The 20,156-nt window shown below is 65.1% G+C and carries 18 protein-coding genes; 9 read left to right on the plus strand and 9 right to left on the minus strand.

The window, feature by feature from the left end:
• Nucleotides 1–42: 42 nt before the first annotated feature.
• Complete coding sequence (locus tag M3B11_RS09515; RefSeq protein WP_259834544.1) at nt 43–606, minus strand: DUF4190 domain-containing protein; 564 nt, start codon at nt 604–606, stop codon at nt 43–45.
• A 154-nt stretch (nt 607–760) separates the two neighbouring features.
• Entirely contained in the window at nt 761–1,006 is a 246-nt protein-coding gene (locus M3B11_RS09520) for a hypothetical protein (protein WP_259834542.1), read from the minus strand.
• 142 nt (nt 1,007–1,148) lie between these two features.
• Between M3B11_RS09520 and M3B11_RS09525 the strand changes: the two genes are divergently transcribed.
• The 6 genes from M3B11_RS09525 to M3B11_RS09550 all read left to right on the plus strand — a co-directional run bounded on the left by M3B11_RS09525 (nt 1,149) and on the right by M3B11_RS09550 (nt 9,813).
• The gene (locus tag M3B11_RS09525; protein ID WP_259877254.1) at nt 1,149–2,786 is read left to right on the plus strand and encodes a dolichyl-phosphate-mannose--protein mannosyltransferase; all 1,638 of its coding nucleotides are present in this window, start codon (nt 1,149–1,151) and stop codon (nt 2,784–2,786) included.
• A gap of 154 nt (nt 2,787–2,940) precedes the next feature.
• Nucleotides 2,941–4,110 (plus strand): acylneuraminate cytidylyltransferase, encoded by a 1,170-nt coding sequence (locus tag M3B11_RS09530; RefSeq protein ID WP_259877255.1) that lies wholly within the window; start codon nt 2,941–2,943, stop codon nt 4,108–4,110.
• A gap of 57 nt (nt 4,111–4,167) precedes the next feature.
• Entirely contained in the window at nt 4,168–5,085 is a 918-nt protein-coding gene (locus M3B11_RS09535; protein ID WP_259877256.1) for an N-acetylneuraminate synthase family protein, read from the plus strand.
• Between the two features lie 89 nt (nt 5,086–5,174).
• A complete protein-coding gene (locus M3B11_RS09540) occupies nt 5,175–6,158 on the plus strand; it encodes a glycosyltransferase family 2 protein (protein ID WP_259877257.1) in 984 nt (327 codons plus the stop codon).
• Entirely contained in the window at nt 6,155–7,531 is a 1,377-nt protein-coding gene (locus M3B11_RS09545; RefSeq protein WP_259877258.1) for an alpha-2,8-polysialyltransferase family protein, read from the plus strand. Before M3B11_RS09540 ends, M3B11_RS09545 begins: the two co-directional genes overlap by 4 nt.
• 38 nt (nt 7,532–7,569) lie before the next feature.
• The gene (locus M3B11_RS09550; protein ID WP_259877259.1) at nt 7,570–9,813 is read left to right on the plus strand and encodes a DUF6716 putative glycosyltransferase; all 2,244 of its coding nucleotides are present in this window, start codon (nt 7,570–7,572) and stop codon (nt 9,811–9,813) included.
• 7 nt (nt 9,814–9,820) lie between these two features.
• On the opposite strand, the gene M3B11_RS09555 is transcribed toward M3B11_RS09550, so the two are convergent.
• Nucleotides 9,821–10,339, minus strand: coding sequence for a GtrA family protein (locus M3B11_RS09555; protein WP_170274368.1), 519 nt, complete (start codon nt 10,337–10,339; stop codon nt 9,821–9,823).
• Between the two features lie 193 nt (nt 10,340–10,532).
• On the opposite strand from M3B11_RS09555, the gene M3B11_RS09560 reads away from it, so the two are divergent.
• The 3 genes from M3B11_RS09560 to M3B11_RS09570 are packed head-to-tail and all read left to right on the plus strand — an operon-like array spanning nt 10,533 to nt 13,057.
• A complete protein-coding gene (locus M3B11_RS09560; protein WP_259877260.1) occupies nt 10,533–11,492 on the plus strand; it encodes a methionine ABC transporter ATP-binding protein in 960 nt (319 codons plus the stop codon).
• Nucleotides 11,489–12,163 (plus strand): methionine ABC transporter permease, encoded by a 675-nt coding sequence (locus M3B11_RS09565; RefSeq protein WP_259877261.1) that lies wholly within the window; start codon nt 11,489–11,491, stop codon nt 12,161–12,163. The genes M3B11_RS09560 and M3B11_RS09565 overlap by 4 nt, the downstream gene beginning before the upstream one ends.
• A gap of 51 nt (nt 12,164–12,214) precedes the next feature.
• A complete protein-coding gene (locus M3B11_RS09570; RefSeq protein ID WP_217006439.1) occupies nt 12,215–13,057 on the plus strand; it encodes a MetQ/NlpA family ABC transporter substrate-binding protein in 843 nt (280 codons plus the stop codon).
• Nucleotides 13,058–13,131: 74 nt separating this feature from the next.
• Here the strand turns inward: M3B11_RS09570 and M3B11_RS09575 are convergent, their stop codons facing one another.
• From M3B11_RS09575 to M3B11_RS09600, 6 genes are all read right to left on the minus strand, one after another.
• Nucleotides 13,132–14,838: a formate--tetrahydrofolate ligase gene (locus M3B11_RS09575; protein ID WP_259877262.1), complete on the minus strand. Its 1,707-nt coding sequence runs from the start codon at nt 14,836–14,838 to the stop codon at nt 13,132–13,134.
• Nucleotides 14,839–14,913: 75 nt separating this feature from the next.
• Entirely contained in the window at nt 14,914–15,747 is an 834-nt protein-coding gene (locus M3B11_RS09580; protein WP_259877282.1) for a glycosyltransferase family 2 protein, read from the minus strand.
• A 242-nt stretch (nt 15,748–15,989) separates the two neighbouring features.
• A complete protein-coding gene (locus M3B11_RS09585; RefSeq protein WP_259877263.1) occupies nt 15,990–16,823 on the minus strand; it encodes a CDP-alcohol phosphatidyltransferase family protein in 834 nt (277 codons plus the stop codon).
• Between the two features lie 86 nt (nt 16,824–16,909).
• On the minus strand, nt 16,910–17,890 hold the full coding sequence (gene galE / locus M3B11_RS09590; protein WP_259877264.1) for a UDP-glucose 4-epimerase GalE: 981 nt from the start codon (nt 17,888–17,890) through the stop codon (nt 16,910–16,912).
• 82 nt (nt 17,891–17,972) lie between these two features.
• Nucleotides 17,973–18,359, minus strand: a complete 387-nt coding sequence (tagD, locus tag M3B11_RS09595) for a glycerol-3-phosphate cytidylyltransferase (protein WP_259877265.1) — start codon at nt 18,357–18,359, stop codon at nt 17,973–17,975.
• A 209-nt stretch (nt 18,360–18,568) separates the two neighbouring features.
• Nucleotides 18,569–20,134 carry a Stealth CR1 domain-containing protein gene (locus M3B11_RS09600; RefSeq protein WP_259877266.1) on the minus strand — a complete coding sequence of 522 codons (1,566 nt, stop codon included), beginning with the start codon at nt 20,132–20,134 and terminating at the stop codon, nt 18,569–18,571.
• Between the last annotated feature and the right edge of the window lie 22 nt (nt 20,135–20,156).

Genomic DNA, 20,156 nt, shown 5'->3' on the forward strand with positions numbered 1-20,156 from the left:
GCTGCCGATGTCCGCGGCGCAGCGGCTGGGTTCAGTCACAGGTCAGGAGCTGCCCATCACGCCGGCGCCGATGATGAGGACGATGAAGACGAAGTAGGCCACCCAGAACAGCACGGCGAGCCCGATGATGACGTAACCGATGATCAGACCCCAGGTGGCCAGGTTGTCGCCGGTCTCACCGGTGCGTTTGATCTGGCTCTTGGCGATGTGGCCGAGGATGATGCCGACGATGGCGGTCAGGCCGCTGGTGGCCAGGCCGACGAGCGACATGATGAGCGAGAGCAGCGCCAGGGTGTTCTGCGGCGGGGCCTGCACGTAGCCGGACTGGGCATATGACTGCGGAGCGCCGTAACCGGTGCTGTCGTAACCGGTGCCTGCGTAGCTGTCACTGCCGTAACCGGTACCTGCATAGCTGTCACTGCCGTAACCGGTGCTGCCGTAGCCGGTGCTGTCGTAGCCCGCGCCTACCGGCTGGTGGGCGTAGGGGTCACCGGCAGCCGGGCTGCTGTACGGGGTGGGGGCACCACTGGAGCCGCCGGCTTCTGGGGACCCGTAACCGTAGGGATCGCTGCTGCCGGAGCCGTCGGGCTGGTACTGATGCGACATCGCGCTCTCGCCTGGCCTTCTGTCATCGGGGGTGGATGGTGCCAGACAGCCGGCGCACCGGGCGGGTGTGACTGCCTGTACCAGCCACGGTACCCCGCGTACTGACGGGCCGACAACGCAGATCGGCAGTTGTCACCGAATCGGCACACAGCGCTCAGGAACCGAGCGCCCTGAGGATGACGGCGATGATGAAGGCAGCCCACCCGGTGATGATGCCGGCCAGCGCCAGGCCGAGCGTCCATCTGGCTATGAGGTTGCGGCGTTCGCCGCGGTGCCGCGGTGAGCTGCCGAGGGCCGGGAGGTCGTCGAAATGTCGAGGACCTCGAAGATCATCGGGGTTCCACCTCCTGTCTCTGGCGTGGCCGGGTGCCCTGCCGTCTGCCTCGACGGTAGACCGCACCCGAGGCGGTGCTCCCCTTTCACGTGACACCGCCTGGGAACATCCTTTCACGTGTCACCGCCTGGGAACATGCGGTGCCCGCCTGGGCACAGCCTGGCCTGCCACACGAGCCTGCCATGCTGCCTCGCCTACACTGGGCGCTGTGAGCCACGAGATGACCGCCTCCGCTGCCGCCGCGGGCAGCGCCGCTGCCGACCCCGCCGCCGGCCAGTCAGGTGCTGCCAGGCGGCTGCCAGGCCGGCTGGCCGCTCTCGACCCGCGTGTCTGGACGTGGGGTGTGCCGCTGCTGCTCGGCGTCATCGCAGCACTCATGCGCTTCTACCGCCTCGGCTTCCCCAGCCGGCTGATCTTCGATGAGACCTACTACGTCAAGGACGCCTATACCCTCAGCCAGGCCGGCTATGAGAAGGCCTGGCCCGATGAGCCGAACCCTCAGTTCGAGGCCGGCAATACGAGCATCGTGCTCGACGAACCGTCCTATGTCGTTCATCCGCCGCTGGGCAAGTGGATCCTCAGCCTCGGCATGGACATCTTCGGGGCTGGCTCCTCCTTCGGGTGGCGGTTCTCCGCAGCGCTTGTCGGCGCGCTCTCGGTCGTCGTGCTCACCTACTTCGCCATCCGGCTCTTCCGCTCGGTGTGGATCGGCGGGCTGGCTGGGCTGCTCATGACCGTCGACGGTGAGCACTTCGTGCATTCGCGCACCGGCCTGCTCGACCTGTTCCTCATGTTCTTCGTGCTGCTGGCCTTCGGGTTCCTCGTTCTCGACCGGGAGCAGACCAACCGTCGGCTGTGCGAGCGCCTAGCACTCGCGCAGCCCGCCAGGCACGGGCAGCGCACGGCCTCTGACCCGTGGACCTACGGCCCGGCACTGGGCTTCCGCGGCTGGCGGCTGGCCGCCGGCGTCGCCCTCGGCTGCGCTATGGGTGTGAAGTGGTCGGGCCTGTACGCCCTGGCTGTCTTCGGCATCGCCGTCGTCGCCTGGGACATCACCTCCCGCTATCGGGCCGGTGTGCGCCGCCCGGTCACCGGCATGCTCATCCGCGACTCGGTTCCCGCGTTCCTGCTCATGGTCCCGGTCGCCTTCGTCACCTACGTCACCACCTGGTCGGGCTGGATCTTCACCGCAGGCGGCTGGGACCGGCAGTGGGCGGCGGAGAATCCCGGTTGGTGGGACGTCCTGCCCGACTGGATCCCAGGGCTCGCCCACTACCACGCCTCGGCGTACAGGTTCCATGTCGGGCTCTCCAGCGAGCACACCTATATGTCCAACCCGTGGGGCTGGATCGTGCAGTGGCGCCCGACCTCGTTCTACTACGAGTCCTACGCCGCCGGCGAGCACGGCTGCATGGTCGAGAAGTGCTCGTCTGCGATCACCTCGGTCGGCAACCCGGTCATCTGGGGTCTGGCGCCAGTGGCGCTCATCGTCCTCATCCTCGCCTGGATCGTCCGCCGCGACTCGCGGGCCGGCTTCATCCTCGCCGGCTTCGCCGCCACCTGGCTGCCGTGGTTCCGCTACCAGGACCGCACGATCTTCACCTTCTACACCATCGTCATGGTTCCGTTTGTGTGCCTGGCGATCGCCTACTGCCTCGGCCTGCTCTGGGGCAACGCCACGGACGCCGCCGAGCGCGGGCAGTCCCTGCTCGCCCGCCGTCTGGCTGTCGCCGCGATCGGGGCGGCGGCGATCCTCGTGTTCGCGTTCTTCTGGCCGGTCTACACCGGTGAGGTCATCCCCTACGACTCGTGGCGCCTGCGGATGTGGAACCCGAGCTGGATCTGATCCCCGCGGCCTGAATCGGCTGGCGCGCTGAATCCGCTGGCACGCCCTCCCCAACCGGAGCACGCTTGCCTTAAGTTGACGCCTCGTTCACCTGCACGTCACATGCGGGTCGCCGCTCGGTCATCCGCGATGGTCATGGTGGTTGCCTGTGACCATGAACAACCAGACCAAGCGCACTGTCGCCATCATCCCCGCTCGCGGCGGGTCGAAGGGCATCCCGCTGAAGAACCTGCAGAAGGTGGCCGGCAAGACCCTTCTCGCACGCGCGGTCGAGAGTGCCAAGGCCGCTGGCCGCATCGACACCGTCGTCGTCTCCACCGACCATGACGGCATTGCTGATGAGGCCCGGCGCGCCGGAGCCGAGGTGGTCCGCCGTCCCGCAGACATCTCCGGCGACCTCGCGACGAGCGAGTCGGCGCTGCTCTACACGCTCGAGCAGCTCGATGGGAGCTACGACATCACAGCCTTTCTGCAGTGCACCTCGCCGTTCATTCACCCGGAGAACCTCGACCACGCTGTCGAGCGCGTCGCTCGCGACCAGGCCGACGTCGTCTTCTCCGCTGTTGAGGACTTCAGCTTCCTGTGGACGCTGGATGACAAAGACAACGCCGTGGCTGTCGGCCACGATGCGGCTTTCCGCCCACGCCGCCAGGACCGTGCCGCGCACTACAACGAGACCGGCGCCTTCTACATCATGCGCACCTCCGGGCTGCAGAAGTACAAGCACCGCTTCTTCGGCCGTATCGAGATCGAGGAAGTGCCCGCCGAGCACGCCCGCGAGATCGATACGATGTCCGATCTGTCGCTGGCCCGCGCTGTCGCCTCCCAGCATGAGGCGATCAACGTCCTCGACGTCGACGCCCTGGTCACCGACTTCGACGGTGTCCACACCGACGACGCCTGCTACGTCAATGAGAACGGCGAGGAGACCGTCCGGGTCCATCGCGGCGACGGGCTGGGCATCGGTCGGCTTGTCAAGGCGGGCTTCCCCTTCCTCATCCTGTCGAAGGAGCAGAATCCGGTCGTCTCACGCCGGGCTGAGAAGCTGCGCGTCGACATCGCCCAGGGCATCGACAACAAAGCCGAGGTGCTCAGCGAATGGATCACCGCCAACGGCCTCGACCCGGCCCGCGTCGCCTATGTCGGCAACGACATCAACGACTTGGAGGCCTTCAGCGTCGTCGGCTGGCCGATCGCCGTCGCCGATGCCCACCCGCAGGTGCTCGCCGCCGCCCGCACGATTCTCACCCGCCGCGGCGGGCTGGGCGCCGTGCGCGAGGTCTGCGACCTCATCGATCCCGAAAAGACCAGATCAGCTGCGTGACATCCACTCACGCCACCCCGTGCAACACCCCGCACCGATACGATTGGAGCTCCCAGCATGACTCAGAACGCTGATAACGCAGCACAGCCCTCCCCCTTCCGCCAGACCGCCGCGCCGGTGGCGATCGGCGAGCACCTGGTCGGCCCCGGCCAGCCGGTGTACGTCATCGGGGAGATCGGCATCAACCACAACGGCGATGTCGAGATCGCCAAGCAGCTCATGGACGTCGCCGCCGAAGCCGGTGCGCAGGCCGTGAAGTTCCAGAAGCGCAACCCGGACGTCGCCGTGCCCGAGGCGCAGAAGTCGAAGATGCGCGAGACCCCGTGGGGCACCATGACGTACATCGACTACAAGTACAAGGTCGAGTTCGAGAAGGACGAGTACACCGAGATCGACCGCTACGCCAAGGAGAAGGGCCTGCAGTGGTTCGCCTCGCCGTGGGACACCGACTCGGTCGACTTCCTCGAAAACGAGTTCGACTCGGTGACCTACAAAGTCGCCTCGGCCTCGCTGACCGACTTCGAACTGCTCAAGGCCATCGCTGCCACCGGCAAGCCGGTGCTGTGCTCCTCGGGCATGTCCGACTGGAAGATCCTCGATGAGGCCGTTGAGTGCTTCGACCGCGACAAACTCGTCCTCATGCACGCCACCTCCACCTACCCGCTGCCACCGGAGGAGACCAACCTGCTGGCGATCCCGGCGATGGCTGAGCGCTACGGCGTGCCGGTCGGCTACTCCGGTCACGAGACCGGCCTGCAGATCTCGCTGGCGGCCGTGGCTCTCGGTGCGGTCACCGTCGAGCGCCACATCACCATAGACCGCGCAATGTGGGGTTCGGACCAGGCCGCCTCGCTCGAACCGCACGGCTTCACCACTCTCGTACGCGACATCCGCGTCCTGGAAGAGGCCATGGGCGACGGCGTCAAGCGGATCATGCCCGGCGAAGAGTCGAAGATCTCCTCGCTGCGCAAGTGATGTCAGACTGCGGTCGGGGCAGCGTCACACGAGGCTGCCCCGGCCGCAGCATCTGCGCGCATCCTCCGTCCGCCACACGAAAGCAGAGCATGCCCGATCCCACCCTGAGCGTCATCATCCCAGCTCACAATGCCGAGCCGTTCATCGCCGAGACTCTCCTGTCGCTGCGCTGCCAAGACCTGAGACCCGACGAACTGGAGATCGTCGTCGTCAACGACGGCTCGGCCGACGCGACTGCGGAGATCGCGGGCGACGCCTGCCGCAGCGTCAAGCACTTCCAGCTCATCACCAATGAGCAGCCCAGCGGTGTCTCAGCAGCCCGGAACACCGGCCTGCGCGCCGCCGCCGGCGACTACGTCACCTTCCTCGATGCTGACGACTGGTTCGCCAACGGGCACCTGCGGGTTCTGCTCGACGCCATCATCCGCCTCGGGGTCGACTTCGTGCGCTGCGACCAGATCCAGGCGACCGGCAAGACCCGCCAGCTGCGCCGTGCCCCTGTCTTCCGCCGCAATGAGGCCCTGCACACCCACGACTACATCGTCCATGGCTGGACGCAGACGATGGTCGACTTCCCCAACACGAACACCGGCGTCTTCGCACACCGTCTCGCCGACGACGGCACTCTGTTCTTCGATGAGTCGCTTTACAGCGCCGAGGATCGCGAATGGAACTGGCGGCTCATGCTCGAAGCCGATTCCTTCGCCGTCATCGATGCGCCCGGTGCATACTACCGCCGCGGTGTCAGCGACTCCCTGACCGCCGTCTACAACGAAACGCAGCTGCACTTCATCCCCAGCTGCGCGAAGACGATCGCCCAGACCCGCCGCTATGACAATCCGGCCTTCACCCTCAAGGCTCTGCACAACCTGTTCGCATTGGCCGACATCCACCTCCAGCGACGCGCTGAGATGCCCCGCAATCTGTATCACCGGCTCGTCGACGGCGTGGCTGAGGCCTCAGCGACTGCCACTCCTGATGAAGTCGATGAGGTGTTCCGCTCCTTCCGGCCTGAGCGCGTGCGCCGGCTGCGCCCGATCACGCGCCGGATGGAAGCGAAGGGAGAAGCATGAAACAAGTCTTCGTCGTCTCCTCGTGGCTGCAGCTGCTGAGCATCAGCACGGCCGTCCGCAATGGGCGCATCGCCTCGGCTGAGGAGCGCGTGCTCATCGTCAGCGACACCCGCGCCGTCAACGAAGTCGGCGCATCGTTCGCCGAACAGCCGATTTCCGCTCCCCTGCTCGACGTCTTCGACCGCGTCATCGACTACAACTCCTGGATCTGGCCGCAGCACCCGTCCCAGTGGTCACCGCGGGTCAATGAGCACCCGATGTGGTCGAAGGCCCTCTTACGCGCATGGAACCTGGCCGACTGCCATGTGGAGCTCTTCATCGAGTCCGTGCAGGGCAACCCAGCCCGGGCTCTCAGCTGCATCTTCACCGACGCTGAGATCTTCGTCCACTCCGATGGCCTCATGACCTACGGTCCCACCCGCAGCAACCTGCCGCCCCAGCTATGGCAGCGCCTGAGCGGTCTGATCTACATGGACCTCGTCCCCGGCGTCGACCCGCTGCTTCTCTCGGAGTTCGCCGACCTCGACCGGATCGCTCTCGGGCCGACCGAGCTGCGCGCCGAGGTCGAACGCGTCGCCGCTGCCGTGGACACCTCCGAGCTGCGTGTCCACGAGGACGCCTGCATGATCGTGGGCCAGTACCTGGCCGATGTCTCCCTCTTCACCCTGGAACAGGAGACCGAGCTGTACGAGCAGATGATCGACCAGGCGATCGCCTCCGGCCACCGCCACATCTACCTCAAGCCGCACCCTTCGGCCTCACAGTCGATCCAGAGCGCGCTGCAGCATCGCGCTCGCCTCCGCGGTGTGTCCTTCGATGTCGTGCCGGCATACCTTCCCGTCGAGCTCGCTGCCCTCGTGCTCACACCGAACTCGATCTACAGCTGCTTCTCCACCGGCATGGTGACGGCCTGGCGACTGTTCGGCATACCGGCGCGCGCCTTCGGCACCCGGGACGCCATGGAGGAGTTCCGCCCGTTTGAGAACTCCAACCGCATCCCGGTCACCATCTGCGACTACCTCTTCACCGATAGGACATCGGAAAAGGAGCCGCTGCAGGAGGTCGTCAACGCGGTCAGCTACTGCATGCGAGCACAGATCCTGCCGCACCTGCGCGGTGCGACGGCTGACTTCCTGCACCGCAGCCTGCCGCAGTACCGGCACTGCTTCAAGCGCCGCCGGCTGACGAAGCTGCGACTGCCTGGCAGTCTTCCGCCTCCCAACCGCGCCCAGCAGGTGCGCAGCCTCGGACGCCGAACGGCTCGCAGCGGACTCGGAGCGCTGCGCAGCAGCGGTCAGCTCGCCCAGAGGACCGCTGATCTGCTCAGCAGTCAGGCCAAGCGCATCCGGCAGCGGGCAGGCGAACGGAAGTGACATCGGCCGATCCCGGCCCGGCAGCCAACAGCTCGCCAGTGGAGAGAAGCTCTGCGAACATCTCGCACGCCTGGGTGGAATCGCCGCTGCAGCTCGTCTCGGCGGTTGAGGCGCGGCTGCCGGACGAGCAGCTGGTGATCCATGCGCGCATCGATGCAGAGGGCATGGACAGCTTTCTGGCGCGCTTCCACAGCGAGTGGCTGCCTGCCGGCGTCACGATCGTCGCGATGGCCGAGATCGATCCACAGATCTTCACCACCCGCAGCGGCCGGCTGCTCATCGGGGACCTGTGCTCCGGGCGCCTGCAGCGGGCCATGCTTGCCTCAGGACTGCAGCTGCGTCGGCAGGTGGTGGTCATTGATGACGGCTTCGCCACCCTGCATGCGGTGCGCGAACTCGTCAGCCGCCGGCCCCGCCCGCTTGTGCGCCCGCGTCAGAAGACGAGCCGCTCGCGCCGAGCGGCCGCCTTCGCCGTGGCCGTGCTGCTGCGGGCCGTGCTGCACGAGCGCCGACTGTCGTGGACCACTGCCCTGCCGGTGCCCGACGAGCTCATCATCTCCTTCACCGCAGCTGGCGGCACCGTGCGCCGGCATACCTTCGAGTACGTCCGCAGCCTGCCGGATGCCGGCAGCCGTGTGCCCGAACGCATCATCATCGGTTCGGCGTTGGCCGCCGATGACCTCATCACCGCCGAGGCCTACTTCGACTGGCTGGCGACGACCGTCGAGCGCCTGCAGCCCAGCGCCGAGGCCCCGGTCGCCTACTTCGCGCACCGCCGGGAGACCCCAGAGCTGCTCGCCCGGGTCGCCCAGCTGCCGCACGTCACCGTCCGGCATGCCCATCTGCCGGTCGAGATCCGCCTGACCGCCGCCCCGGCCGGCGCACAGGTCCGCAGCCTCCCCACCTCGGCGGTGGCCAATCTGCCGGCCACGATGCAGGAACCGAACATCACCGTCACCGCGATCCCGTCGTCCTGGTGGACCGGCACAGCACCCGACCGGCTGCGCCAGCAGCTCAATGCGGCCGCCGCAGCACCGGACACGGACGGCAGTGAGTACCGGATCGTGGCGATCGCCGACAGCGAGTCCTACCTCAAATGGGCCGCCCGGGTGCTCGATTCCCTCGGCCCGGACATCGACGCGCAGCTGTGGATCATCGACACCCCGATCCGCCCGACCGCCGGCCAGATCTCCCACGCCCTCGCCGGCTCCTCATGGGCAGGCACCCAGGTGCCGGTCGTCGAACGCGCTGAGCTGCACGACCGGCTCACCGCCGCCGGTGCCGATGTGGTGCTCGCCGCGGCTACTGGCCCGGTCGTCCAGCAGATCGCGGCCACCGCTCACCGGCTGCCGCGGCGGCCCGGCCTGGCCACCGGGCTGCCGGGCATCGGCCTGCCGGCCCGGCAGAAGGGCGTGCGGTACCGCCGCGACTGCGACCTGTTTCTCGCCCACTCCCACCACGAGCGTGAGGCATACCGCGCTGCAGCCACCCGCGCCGGGGTGCCACTGGAGATCACCGTCGCCCGGCTGCCGTTGCTGACCAGCACCGATGTGCCCGAACCTGCCTTCGACATGCAGGCTGACGGCACCGCCCCGGTGCCCACCCGGATCGTCTTCGCCCCCCAGGCCAAAGTGCCCACTGAGCGTCAGGAGCGGATCACGATCCTGCGGGCGCTTGCCGCCTTCGCCCGCCGGCACCCTGACTCCGAGGCGATCGTCAAGGTCCGGTCGCTTCCCGGTGAGCAGGAGACCCATCATGAAGAGCACAGCTACCTCTCGCTCATTCAGGAGCTCACCTCATCGGGTGAGCTCGCGGCAGGAGAACTGTCGATCGCCGTGGGCCCGATGGATGAGTTCCTCACCGCTGGCTCGGCTCTTGTGACGGTGTCGTCGACGGCCGCGCTCGAATCGATCGACCGCGGCCTGCAGACGCTCATCATCTCCGATTTCGGTGTTTCCGAGGCTCTCCTCAATGCAGTCTTCGACGGTTCCGGGATTCTCGGCTCGCTGCAGGACCTGTCTGCCGGACGCATCGGCTTTCCAAACGAGACGTGGCTGCAGGAGAACTACTTCCACCCTCCATCGGTGGAGGTCAACCGGGCGTTTCGGATTCTTGCCGCACGGTCTCAGCAGTACCAGCTGCGGTCTCAGCCGTGGATCAAGCACATCAACAGCTGGAGAGCCGTGCGCGCCGAACTGCGCACTGCAGCGCCGCAGCCGGTCGTCGACGGCTACCGCTTCGCGGTGAAGCAGGTCAGAAGGCTCAGCCGTCGGCTGCGCTGAACTTCGCTCAACGGCGGGAGGACGGGAGCTCGTCCTCGGCCAGCGAAACGACGACTTCGGCTTCTGTGATGTCCCGGAACACCCACGTGCGGTAGGCGTAGAAGCGGAAGATCATCGCCAGCGCGATACCGATGACATTGGTCGAGAGGTTGTAGCTGATGGGGTCTCGCAGCCCCAGGATGTACCACGTGAACCCCAGCGGGATGACCGCGATGACCATGCCGATGGCATTGACGACGGCGAACATGATGAAGCCGCGCACATTCGAGCCCGAATCGCGGTCGCCGTACGTCCACAGCTTGTTGCCCAGCCACGCGACGATGACGGAGAGCACCGTCGAGATGATCTTGGCCTTGAGCGGGCTGCCGGGCATGAGCGCAGGCACACCCAAGAAGCCGTAGACGAGCAGATTCGAGACACCGACGTCGACGACGTAGGCGAATCCACCGACCGACAGGAACCGCAACACCTCGACAGCAAGCGTCCGCCAGCGAGAGACGGGCACAGAGGTGGCGGGGAGCGGCATGCGCACCATCATACGGCCCGAATATCCGCCTGTCGCCCGCACAGCCGCCGTTGAAGTGACATATAGGTGAACGATGCCCAGGCACTGCGTGACGAGCTTCACGTTATGTCAGCAGATGACACTGCAGCACAGATGAGGGAAACCAGTGGGGCTAGCCTGACGTAGCCGAATCCCTGCAATCGAAGGAACCCCTGTGATCGAACTGCGTGACCTGCGAAAGGAGTTCGCCGGTGTCACGGCGCTCGACGGCATCAGCCTGTCAGTGCCGGCTGGCCAGATCCACGGCATCGTCGGCCGCTCCGGAGCCGGCAAGTCGACGCTCATCCGCTGCCTGACCGGACTCGAGCGTCCCACCTCGGGCACGGTGCGCATCGGTGACGTCGACATCACCAGCGCCCGCGGAGCTGCACTGCGCACCGCCCGTCGCACGATCGGAATGGTGTTCCAGCACGCGAACCTGCTCGATTCGCGCACCGCGCTGCGGAATGTCGAACATCCCCTGGAGATCGCCGGCGTCGGCCGGACTGAGCGCCGCCGCCGCGCTGCTGAGCTGCTGGAGCTCGTGGGCTTGGGCGACCGGCTGGACAACCATCCTGCGCAGCTCTCCGGCGGGCAGCAGCAGCGCGTCGGCATCGCACGAGCGCTCGCCGCCGAACCGCAGATCCTGCTGTGCGATGAGCCGACCTCAGCCCTTGACTCGCACACCACCCGCCAGATCCTGGAGCTCATCCGCTCCCTGCGTGACAGGCTCGGGATCACGGTGCTCATTATCACCCACGAGATGTCGGTCGTCCGGGAGGTCTGCGATTCGGTGACACTGCTCACCGACGGACAGATCGAGCACACCGGCTCGATCATCGACGTCATCGGCCAGGCCGACTCCCCGCTCAGCCGCGCACTCCTGCCGCTGCCGTCCAGCGGCAGAACGCACGGCACTGTCGTCGAAGCCCTCACCACCGGCATCAGCCTCGATGCCGCGCTCGAGGCGGTGCGCACCTCTGGAACGGAGGCGCACCTTGATGCAGGAACCGTCGAGACGATCGCCGGCACGCTCGTCGGACGGCTGCAGTTCACCGTCGGCGGGCAGGCCGCCGCCGACACCCTCATCAGCGCGCTGGCCGCGCATGACATCCACGCGGAGGTCGCAGCATGAATGACGTCACCTGGTTCAACAACCCCGCCATCACCAGTGAGCTGCTGCCGGCTCTCGGTGAGACCCTGGCGATGACGGCGTGGGCGACGGTCATCTCCGTGACGCTCGGCCTGCCGCTGGGCATCTGGCTGTTCGTCACCACGCCGCACTCTCTGGCGCCGAACCGGACGGTGCACCAGATCGTGTCGACGATCGTCGACATCGGCCGGTCGATTCCATTCATTGTGCTCATCGTCGCAATCATCCCGTTCACCCGGCTGCTCGTCGGCACCGCGCTCGGCTGGAAGGCCGCGGTCGTTGCGCTGACGCTCAGCGCGATCCCGTTCTATGCCCGGCTGGTCGAAAACGCCCTCCACGAGGTCTCGGCCGGAAAGATCGAGGCCGCGCAGATGATGGGCGCCAGCCGCCGGCAGATCATCGGTCAGGTTCTTGTGCGCGAAGCGCTGCCCGGGCTCATCGGCGCAGCCACCGTCACCGCCGTCGCGCTGGTGAACTACACCGCGATGGCCGGCGCTGTCGGCGGCGGCGGGCTCGGAGACCTTGCGATCGCCTACGGCTACAACCGCTACCAGGGCGACGTCATGATCGCCTGCATCGTCCTGCTCGTCTTCGTCGTCGGCCTCATCCAGTTCGCTGGTGACCGCCTCGCCCGGCTTGTCGATCACCGCTGAAACATCCCATTCTGCTGTCCGCATCTGCGTGCACCCTTCTGAAGGAGAACCATGAAACATCTGCCCACCTTCGCCCTCGCGGCCTCAGCTGCACTCGCACTCACCCTCACCGGCTGCGGTCTGTCCAAGAGCGAGACCGACGTCGGCGAGAAGAACGGCGACGTCACCACGCTGACGATCGGCACCTCGGTGACCCCGCACGGTGATATCTGGCGGTTCATCGACGAGAACCTCGCAGCCGACGCCGGGCTCGACATCGAGGTCAAGGAGTTCACCGACTACTCGCTGCCCAACCGGGCGCTGAGCGACGGCGAACTCGATGCCAACTACTTCCAGCACCTTCCATACCTGGAGTCGGAGATCGAGGGGCAGGGCTACGAGCTGCACCACTTCACCCCGGGTGTGCACGTCGAGCCGTTCGCGCTGTACTCGAAGAAGATCGACGACATCGCCGACCTGCCCGACGGCGCAAAGATCGGCATCAACAACGACCCAGCCAACCAGGGCCGAGCGCTCAAGCTGCTGGCCGACAACGACCTCATCAGCCTCGGCGACGCCGACCCGATCACCGCCACTGTCCACGACGTCGCGGAGAATCCGAAGAATCTGCAGTTCATCGAAGCAGAAGCAGCTTCACTGGCCCGCACCCTCGACGACACCGACGCCTCGGTCATCAACGGCAACAACGCCCTGGGCGCCGGTCTGTCATCGAAGAAGGACGGCATTCTCGTCGAGAGCCCTGCCGACAATCCGTATGCGAACATCCTCGTCGTCCGTGAAGGCACGCAGGATGATCCGGCGATCCAGAAGCTCTACGAGCTCTCGCAGTCGCAGGAGGTCAAGGACTTCATCGAGGACACCTGGCCCGAAGGTGAGGTCATCCCAGCAGAGTAACCCAGCGCAATGCTGGAGCACAGGCAGGGCCGTGGGAGTTCATCCCACGGCCCTGCTTCAGCATTGAGGGCAGGTCAGAACAACCCGGTGATGCGGCCGTCATCGTCGACGTCGATGGTCAGTGCCGCCGGCTTCTTCGGCAGGCCGGGCATCGTCATGATGTCTCCGCAGATCGCAACCACGAATCCCGCACCAGCGGACAGCCGCACATCGCGGACTTCGAGGACGTGGCCCTCCGGTGCGCCACGCAGCGCTCCGTCGGTGCTGAAGGAGTACTGCGTCTTGGCGATGCAGACGGGAAGCTGCGCGTAGCCTTCGTCGGTGAACTGGTCGAGCTTGCGCTTGACCGCCGGTGGGAACCGCACCTCACCGGCCCGGTAGATCCGGGTGGCGACGGTCTCGATCTTCTCCGCCAGGCCGGCGTCGAGCTCGTAGCCGTACTGCGGGAGGGACCTCTCGGCGTGCTCTGCAGCTGCAATCACCGCACGCGCCAGCTCCACCGCGCCGGCCCCGCCCTCGCCCCAGTGCCGGGCTTCGACTGCGGTGACGCCTTCGGCGGCGAGGTCGTCGATGATCGCGGCGATCTCTGCATCGGTATCAGATGGGAATCGGTTGATGCTCACGACTGCGGGAATGCCGAAGACGCTGCGCAGGTTCTCCAGGTGGCGGCGCAGGTTCGGCAGTCCGGTGCGCATCGCCTCGATGTTCTCGTCCTGCAGGTTCTCCTTGTCCACTCCCCCGTGGTACTTCAGGGCGCGGACGGTGGCGACGACGACGGTGGCCGAGGGCCAGATGCCGGCTGCGCGGGCCTTGATGTCGAGGAACTTCTCAGCCCCCAGATCGGCGCCGAAGCCGGCCTCCGTCACCGCCCACTGGCCGAAGGTCAGCGCGGCATCGGTCGCGAGCACCGAGTTGCAGCCGTGGGCGATGTTGGCGAACGGGCCACCGTGGACGAATGCCGGGGTGTGTTCGATGGTCTGGACGAGGTTCGGGGCCAGCGCATTGCGCAGCAGCGCGGTCATCGCACCGGCGGCACCGACATCATCGACGGTGACCGGCTTCCTCGAGCGGGTGCGGGCAAGCACGATGCGCCCGAGGCGGTCTTTGAGATCGTCGAGACTGGTTGCCAGGCAGAACACGGCCATCACCTCGCTGGCGACGACGATGTCGAAGGCGTCTTCGCGCGGGACACCGCCGTTGTAACCGCCGAGCCCGATGGCTGCGGCACGCAGCGCACGGTCATTGAGGTCGACGACGCGGCGGATGGTGATCCGGCGCGGGTCGATGTCGAGTTCGTTGCCGTGATGCATGTGGTTGTCGAGCATTGCTGCGGCGAGGTTGTTGGCCAGGGCGATGGCTGCGAAGTCACCCGTGAAGTGAAGGTTGATGTCTTCCATCGGCAGCACTTGCGCGTGCCCGCCGCCGGCAGCGCCGCCCTTCATACCGAACACGGGGCCGAGGCTGGGCTCACGCAGGGCGAGAACGGCCGGGTGCTTGCCCTCGACCTGCGGCCAGGAGTCGAGTCGGGCGACTTCGTTGATCGCATCTGCCAGGCCGATGCTCGTCGTGGTCTTGCCTTCACCGGCAGGGGTCGGGCTCATGGCGGTGACGAGGATGAGGCGGCCGGGCTCGGCATCTGCTCTCTCCAACACGGACAGGGGGATCTTGGCCTTGTCGTGACCGAAGGGGATGATGTCGTCTGCACTCAGCCCGACAGAGTTGGCGATGTCTCCGATCGGCTTGAGCTGTGCTTGGGAGGCGATTTCGAGGTCGGTGGCCATGGGTTCAGTATGTCAGAGGTGCGCCTAATCGTGATCTTAAAGCTAGTGAACGCGGCTATCGCGCTTAGCTCCGTATCATACGACGGGCGGACGGCCGTAGCGCGCCATCCGCAGAACCCCTCGACCTGAAAGCTTCTCATGCTCCTCCCCAGGTCCCCACGGGTCATCGCGCCAGCCGTCAACCCACCCCTGGAACCACGGGCGCAGCTGCTCGGGCTTCCTAACCCATTTTGTCGTCTGCATGAGCGTCCACGAACCGACGTAGGCCAGACTGAACGGAAGCGGCAGGTTTCGACGGGCAAGCCACACCCTATTGCGGGCGTTCATGTAGAAGTACTCTTCGTGGCGGCGCTGGTCGATGACCGGGTGTGCGACGGAGACGTCTCCCATGTACCAGACCTGGTAACCGGCATCCCAGATCCGCCAGGCGAGCTCGATGCCCTCGTGGGCGTACCAGAACGGTGCCGGCCAGCCGCCGCAGGCGTCGAAGGCCTTGCGCTGCAGGCACACTGCGCCCTCCCACACGGAGAAGACGTTCGATGAGTGCTTGGCGTCGCCCTTCTTCAGCCGGGGGATCCAGCGCTTGGGTGCGGGCGTGCCGGAGGGATCCTTGACGCGCGGTTGGATGAGACCGATGCTCGGCTTCGTGCGCATGAGCTGGGCCATCCGCATGAGCGTCGAGTCGTCGGGCAGCCAGGCATCGTCGTCGAGGAAGAAGAGGAACTCGCCGCTGACGTGCGGAACCCCCTCGTTGCGCCCGGCGGGAATGCCGATGTTCGTCGGCAGCGCCAGCGTCTTGACCTGCTCAGGCAGGCCGGTGGGCTCCCAGCCGTTGCCCACGCAGATGACGTCGAGGTCGACGCCGCGCTGGCTCAGCAGCGAGTCGATGCCGCGGCGCAGGTCGTCCATCCGCTTGCCCTGGGTGAGCACGACGACGCCGAAGGAGTACTTCTGGGATCCTCGGGCCGACGGCTGCACCGGTGCCGCCGCTGCCGAGGTGCCGGGCAGGTTGCCGTGTTTGGCACGCACCGCACGTTCGAGTTTGCGTCGTTCGCGAGCGGTTTCGCGCAGCGCCGTGTACTGCGGTTCGTCGAAGGCGTCAGCTGGGATCGGCTGCGTCGCATCGCGGTGAGTGTGGATGTTCTCCGGTGTCATGCCGACAACCTCCTTGAGGCCATGATCGACAGGAAGTGGCCGATCACAGATAGGGCGCACAGCGGCACCAGGATGGTGATGAGCCAGCGTTCGCCGATGAGCTCTGGGCCACCGAGCGCCGCGGCGATGAGGGTGACGATCGCTGCGGCAACGGCGAGGATCGACATCTCAACGGAGTGGTACAGGCGGTGGAAGGGCACAAACCGGGCGATCCGCTTGAGTGTGGCGAGCAGGCCGGAGGGGATCGCGGTGGCTTGTGCGGTGTCGGGCAGTTTGTCGAGGCCGTTGAAGGCGCGCGCCACATGCACCATGTCGTTGAGCGCCTTGTTCAGCACCACGAGGAAGCCGAGAATCGCCCCGGCGAGCAGGTACGGGTACATACCGGCCGGGTCGTGGCTGAGGTTGGAGTACTCACCGACAGCCCGGACGCCGAGGGCGATCGCAACGAGCCCTTCGGTCGTATAGTGGCCGACCTTGTCGAGGAAGACGCCCTTCGTTCCCTTGGTGCCGCGCCACCGGGCGACCTCACCGTCGCAGCAGTCGAGGTACATCTGCAGCTGGGAGAAGAACAGGGCCAGCAGCGCTCCGAGCAGTCCCGGGATGAGCAGGGATGCGGCGATGAGCCAGCCGGAGAGGATCATGAGTCCGGTGACGCCATTGGCGGTGATCGGCGTGCGAACGAGCAGCACCGTGGTGTAGATGGAGATGTGCCGCAGGTACAGCTGCGCCGTCCAGTGCTCAGCGTTCTTACGGCTGCGCACTTCCGGCGGCTGTGCCACTGCGCGCAGCTCTTCGAGCGTCGGCCGCTGTGGCCGGGCAGGACTGAGCACATTCCCTCCAAGCTGATTGCGGCTGTCCAGATCGGTCTGAGCGTCCAGTTTACCGTCAATTCACTTCAAGGACATGCAGGGGCCGTTTAGCCCTGTGCCCGGCTGCCCTTCGCCTCGACAGCGGAGGTGATGATGTCGGTGAGGTCGTACTGCGCCTTCCACGCGAATTCGCGTCCGATCCGTTCGACGTCGGCGATGAGCTGTGGCGGATCCCCGGCGCGGCGCGACCCCATCTCCGGGGTGATCGGGCGCTGGAGCACCCGGGCGATCGTGTCGATGACCTCGGAGACGGACGCCCCGGAACCGGTGCCGACGTTGAACACGGACTCGGCTGCCGGACCGTCGGCTGCAGCGAGATAGTCGAGAGCGTAGATGTGCGCTTCGGCCAGATCAGCGACATGCACGTAGTCACGGATGCAGGTGCCGTCGGGAGTGTCGTAGTCGTCACCGAAGATGACCGGCGCCTGGCCCTTGTCGAGCCGGTCGAGCACGATCGGCACAAGGTTCATGACCGCAGTGTCGGCCAGATCGTCCCAGGCAGTGCCGGCGACATTGAAGTAGCGCAGCTTTGCGGCCTTCAGGCCGGTGGCGGTCATCGCGTTGTCGATCATCCATTCGCCGATGAGCTTCGTCTGACCATACGGGTTGATGGGCTTGCAGTCGATGTCCTCACGAACGGTCGGCACATCGGGCATGCCGTAGGTTGCGGCTGAGGAGGAGAACACCATCGTGCCCACGCGGTTCGCCTCCATCGCCGCGAGCAGGTTCGCCAGTCCCCCGACGTTCTGCCGGTAGTACCAGACGGGCTTCTCCACGGACTCGCCCACCTGCTTCTTGGCGGCGAAGTGGATGACGGAGTCGACATCGTAGTCTGCCATGATCCGGCCGAGACGCTCTTCGGCGTCCGGTGCGGCGATGTCGATCCGCTCCAGCGGTGAGTCACCGACGCGGGAGGCGAAGCCGGTGGAGAGGTCGTCGACGACAACGACCTCGTCGCCTCGCTGCTGGAGCATCCGGACGACGTGGGAGCCGATGTATCCGGCACCGCCGGTGACGAGTACAGCCATCAGGTAACCTCCGTGAGAGTCACGCCGCGACCTGCGGCTTGCACAGCATGATCGCACATATAAAAGGGAAGTGACGTTGCGGTCAAGACGATAGGTCAGTCTTGATCTGGGTCGTCGAGATCTCGGGCGTTCGCGCAAGGTACACCACTTCGCAGTGCTCCTCGAGGTCGTCGAACTTGCCTTCCCAATCGTCTCCCATGACGAAGACGTCGATGTGATACTGCCGCACATCGTCGACCTTCTGTTCCCAGTTCTCTTCCGGAATCACGAGGTCGACGTATCGGATCGCTTCAAGCATGCGCTTGCGATCCGCGTAGCTGAAGTATGACTTCTTACCCTTACCAGCGTTGAACTCGTCGGTCGAAAGCGCAACGACTAGGTAGTCGCCTTGTTCCTTACACCGTTGCAACAGACGGATGTGCCCGTAGTGCAGGAGGTCGAAGGTACCGTACGTGATGATGCGACGCATTTGTGGCTACTCCAGTGTCTCGAAGGGGCGACCGGATAATTGGTACGAGCAGTGTCTTGTGCCAAGATCCGCGTAATTATAACGGACCAGTAACGCTTAGGTGAAATCCAGACTCGTACGAACACTCATGGACCTCGAACCGATCTTTCCCGGATCGCCCGAGATCACTGAGATGACGCAGTGCCGGGGGGCTCCGAGTTGGCAAGTCTCTAAATTTCCCACTCAGCTTTCACCGGGTACTGCTTTGCGAGCCAACGGACTACGAAGTCGACATTTTCTTTCGAAGCTTCTGGGCTGTCGTTGATGCAGAACGCCGCGGTACGGTCATTCCTGTGGAGTTTTTCGAGACGGTCACGCACGGTTGGATCACTGAGGTCGAAGTAATCGTATGCGATTGAGCCTCTCAGACTCCGTCCGGTGAGGAAGCCGTAGTAGTGATGGAGCCAGCCGTTCACCTCGAAGTCCGAGTCGGCACGCAGCTGGCTGCCCCAGTTCGCGGAGAATATGTCAGGGTACCGTTCTTCGAGCTCGTACATCATCGACTTCAACTGCGGCACCGGAGTGTGGAAGAAGGCATTTGTCGCAGTCCGTCCGAAATCGCGTTCGAGCAGATCAACCACATTGCGCCTGGCCGCTTCGTGCGCGTTTGCGTCGGAGTCGGGGTATGGCAACGTTGCTTTCGAGGTGAAAAAACGCGAGATCCCCTTTGTCATGAAAAAGTGATTCGGCCCAACTTCCCGCCCGAGAAAGATGTCGTCGTTGAAATACAAATAATGCTCTGCAAGACCCGGGATATGATGGAGCCGGCTCCCAATCGCGTGGGAATTGAATGTCGGGAGTCTCCCCTCCTCGCCAAACAGCTCGCGATGACTGACCATCGAAATCTTCGGATGCGACACGTCGAGCCAGACTGGAATTTGATCGTCTGTGACAATGTGTATCTTTCGGATCCAATTCAGGTGAGGCACGATAGAACGCAGCGAGTACTTGAATTCACCGTTGTCACGGAATCGAGAGTCATCGATGCTATCGGGCAGAACTTCGCCGGTAATCTCTGCAAGCGTTTCATCGAGAGCAGCGCGCCACCTTGGGTCGGATCCGTCAACCCACATATAAACTACATCTACTGGCTGGTCGAAGGTGAACACGTGCGCCTTTATCAACGGTTCAAAGCTTGGAAGAGACTTTCCCGCAAACTGCAGTTCGGCATGCTTCTGCGCTGCCCGCCCTATGAAACTGGTTCGAGAGTTGCGCCCCTCATAGCTCATATTCCCGTGCTCGTCCCGAACCCAACGTTCCACGACGCAACCTTGGGGGCGGTTATAGTATCGGGCTCCATCCTCAAGCGCGTAGACCTGGAAGACCTCGACAAGTCTCTGGCGTTCCACAGCTCGTCGAGCAATCGGGTCGTCAAGGGATGACGCCCACCGAATCTCCTTGCCCCGGGCGTTCCTTGCAGCGACGCCGACATACGGTTTGAAATCTCGCGATTCAGTAGACAGCGCTTTGACGAAGCGCGGCCAGTCATCGTCGTTGATGCCAAAGCTGAGATGAGTGTTATGGATGTTGGGCGTAACAAAATAGGGAACGCCATGGCGGTCCAACAGATCCGAGAGCATTCGGACATTGGCTTCATGTGCCTGACGACGATTGGCGAAGTCTGCCTTACATGCAATCCAGTGGCGGTCACCGATCTCCATCACCGTACCGCGATCGCCAAAGACCTTCGTCCGAGCCATTTCGCCCGCTACTACCTCGCGTGCTTGCGCCCTCACTCGTTTATTCCATCGTCGGAAC

Source organism: Brevibacterium sp. p3-SID960, from assembly GCF_025144725.1.
Taxonomy (GTDB): Bacteria; Actinomycetota; Actinomycetes; order Actinomycetales; family Brevibacteriaceae; genus Brevibacterium.

Excerpts from the sequence above, each read along its gene's own strand:
- M3B11_RS09575 (WP_259877262.1), bottom strand. The coding sequence starts at position 14,838 with ATGGCCACCGACCTCGAAATCGCCTCCCAAGCACAGCTCAAGCCGATC.
- M3B11_RS09570 (WP_217006439.1), top strand. The coding sequence starts at position 12,215 with ATGAAACATCTGCCCACCTTCGCCCTCGCGGCCTCAGCTGCACTCGCA.
- M3B11_RS09565 (WP_259877261.1), top strand. The coding sequence starts at position 11,489 with ATGAATGACGTCACCTGGTTCAACAACCCCGCCATCACCAGTGAGCTG.
- M3B11_RS09515 (WP_259834544.1), bottom strand. The coding sequence starts at position 606 with ATGTCGCATCAGTACCAGCCCGACGGCTCCGGCAGCAGCGATCCCTAC.
- M3B11_RS09530 (WP_259877255.1), top strand. The coding sequence starts at position 2,941 with ATGAACAACCAGACCAAGCGCACTGTCGCCATCATCCCCGCTCGCGGC.
- galE (WP_259877264.1), bottom strand. The coding sequence starts at position 17,890 with ATGGCTGTACTCGTCACCGGCGGTGCCGGATACATCGGCTCCCACGTC.
- M3B11_RS09535 (WP_259877256.1), top strand. The coding sequence starts at position 4,168 with ATGACTCAGAACGCTGATAACGCAGCACAGCCCTCCCCCTTCCGCCAG.
- M3B11_RS09540 (WP_259877257.1), top strand. The coding sequence starts at position 5,175 with ATGCCCGATCCCACCCTGAGCGTCATCATCCCAGCTCACAATGCCGAG.
- tagD (WP_259877265.1), bottom strand. The coding sequence starts at position 18,359 with ATGCGTCGCATCATCACGTACGGTACCTTCGACCTCCTGCACTACGGG.
- M3B11_RS09555 (WP_170274368.1), bottom strand. The coding sequence starts at position 10,339 with ATGCCGCTCCCCGCCACCTCTGTGCCCGTCTCTCGCTGGCGGACGCTT.
- M3B11_RS09580 (WP_259877282.1), bottom strand. The coding sequence starts at position 15,747 with ATGGACGACCTGCGCCGCGGCATCGACTCGCTGCTGAGCCAGCGCGGC.
- M3B11_RS09545 (WP_259877258.1), top strand. The coding sequence starts at position 6,155 with ATGAAACAAGTCTTCGTCGTCTCCTCGTGGCTGCAGCTGCTGAGCATC.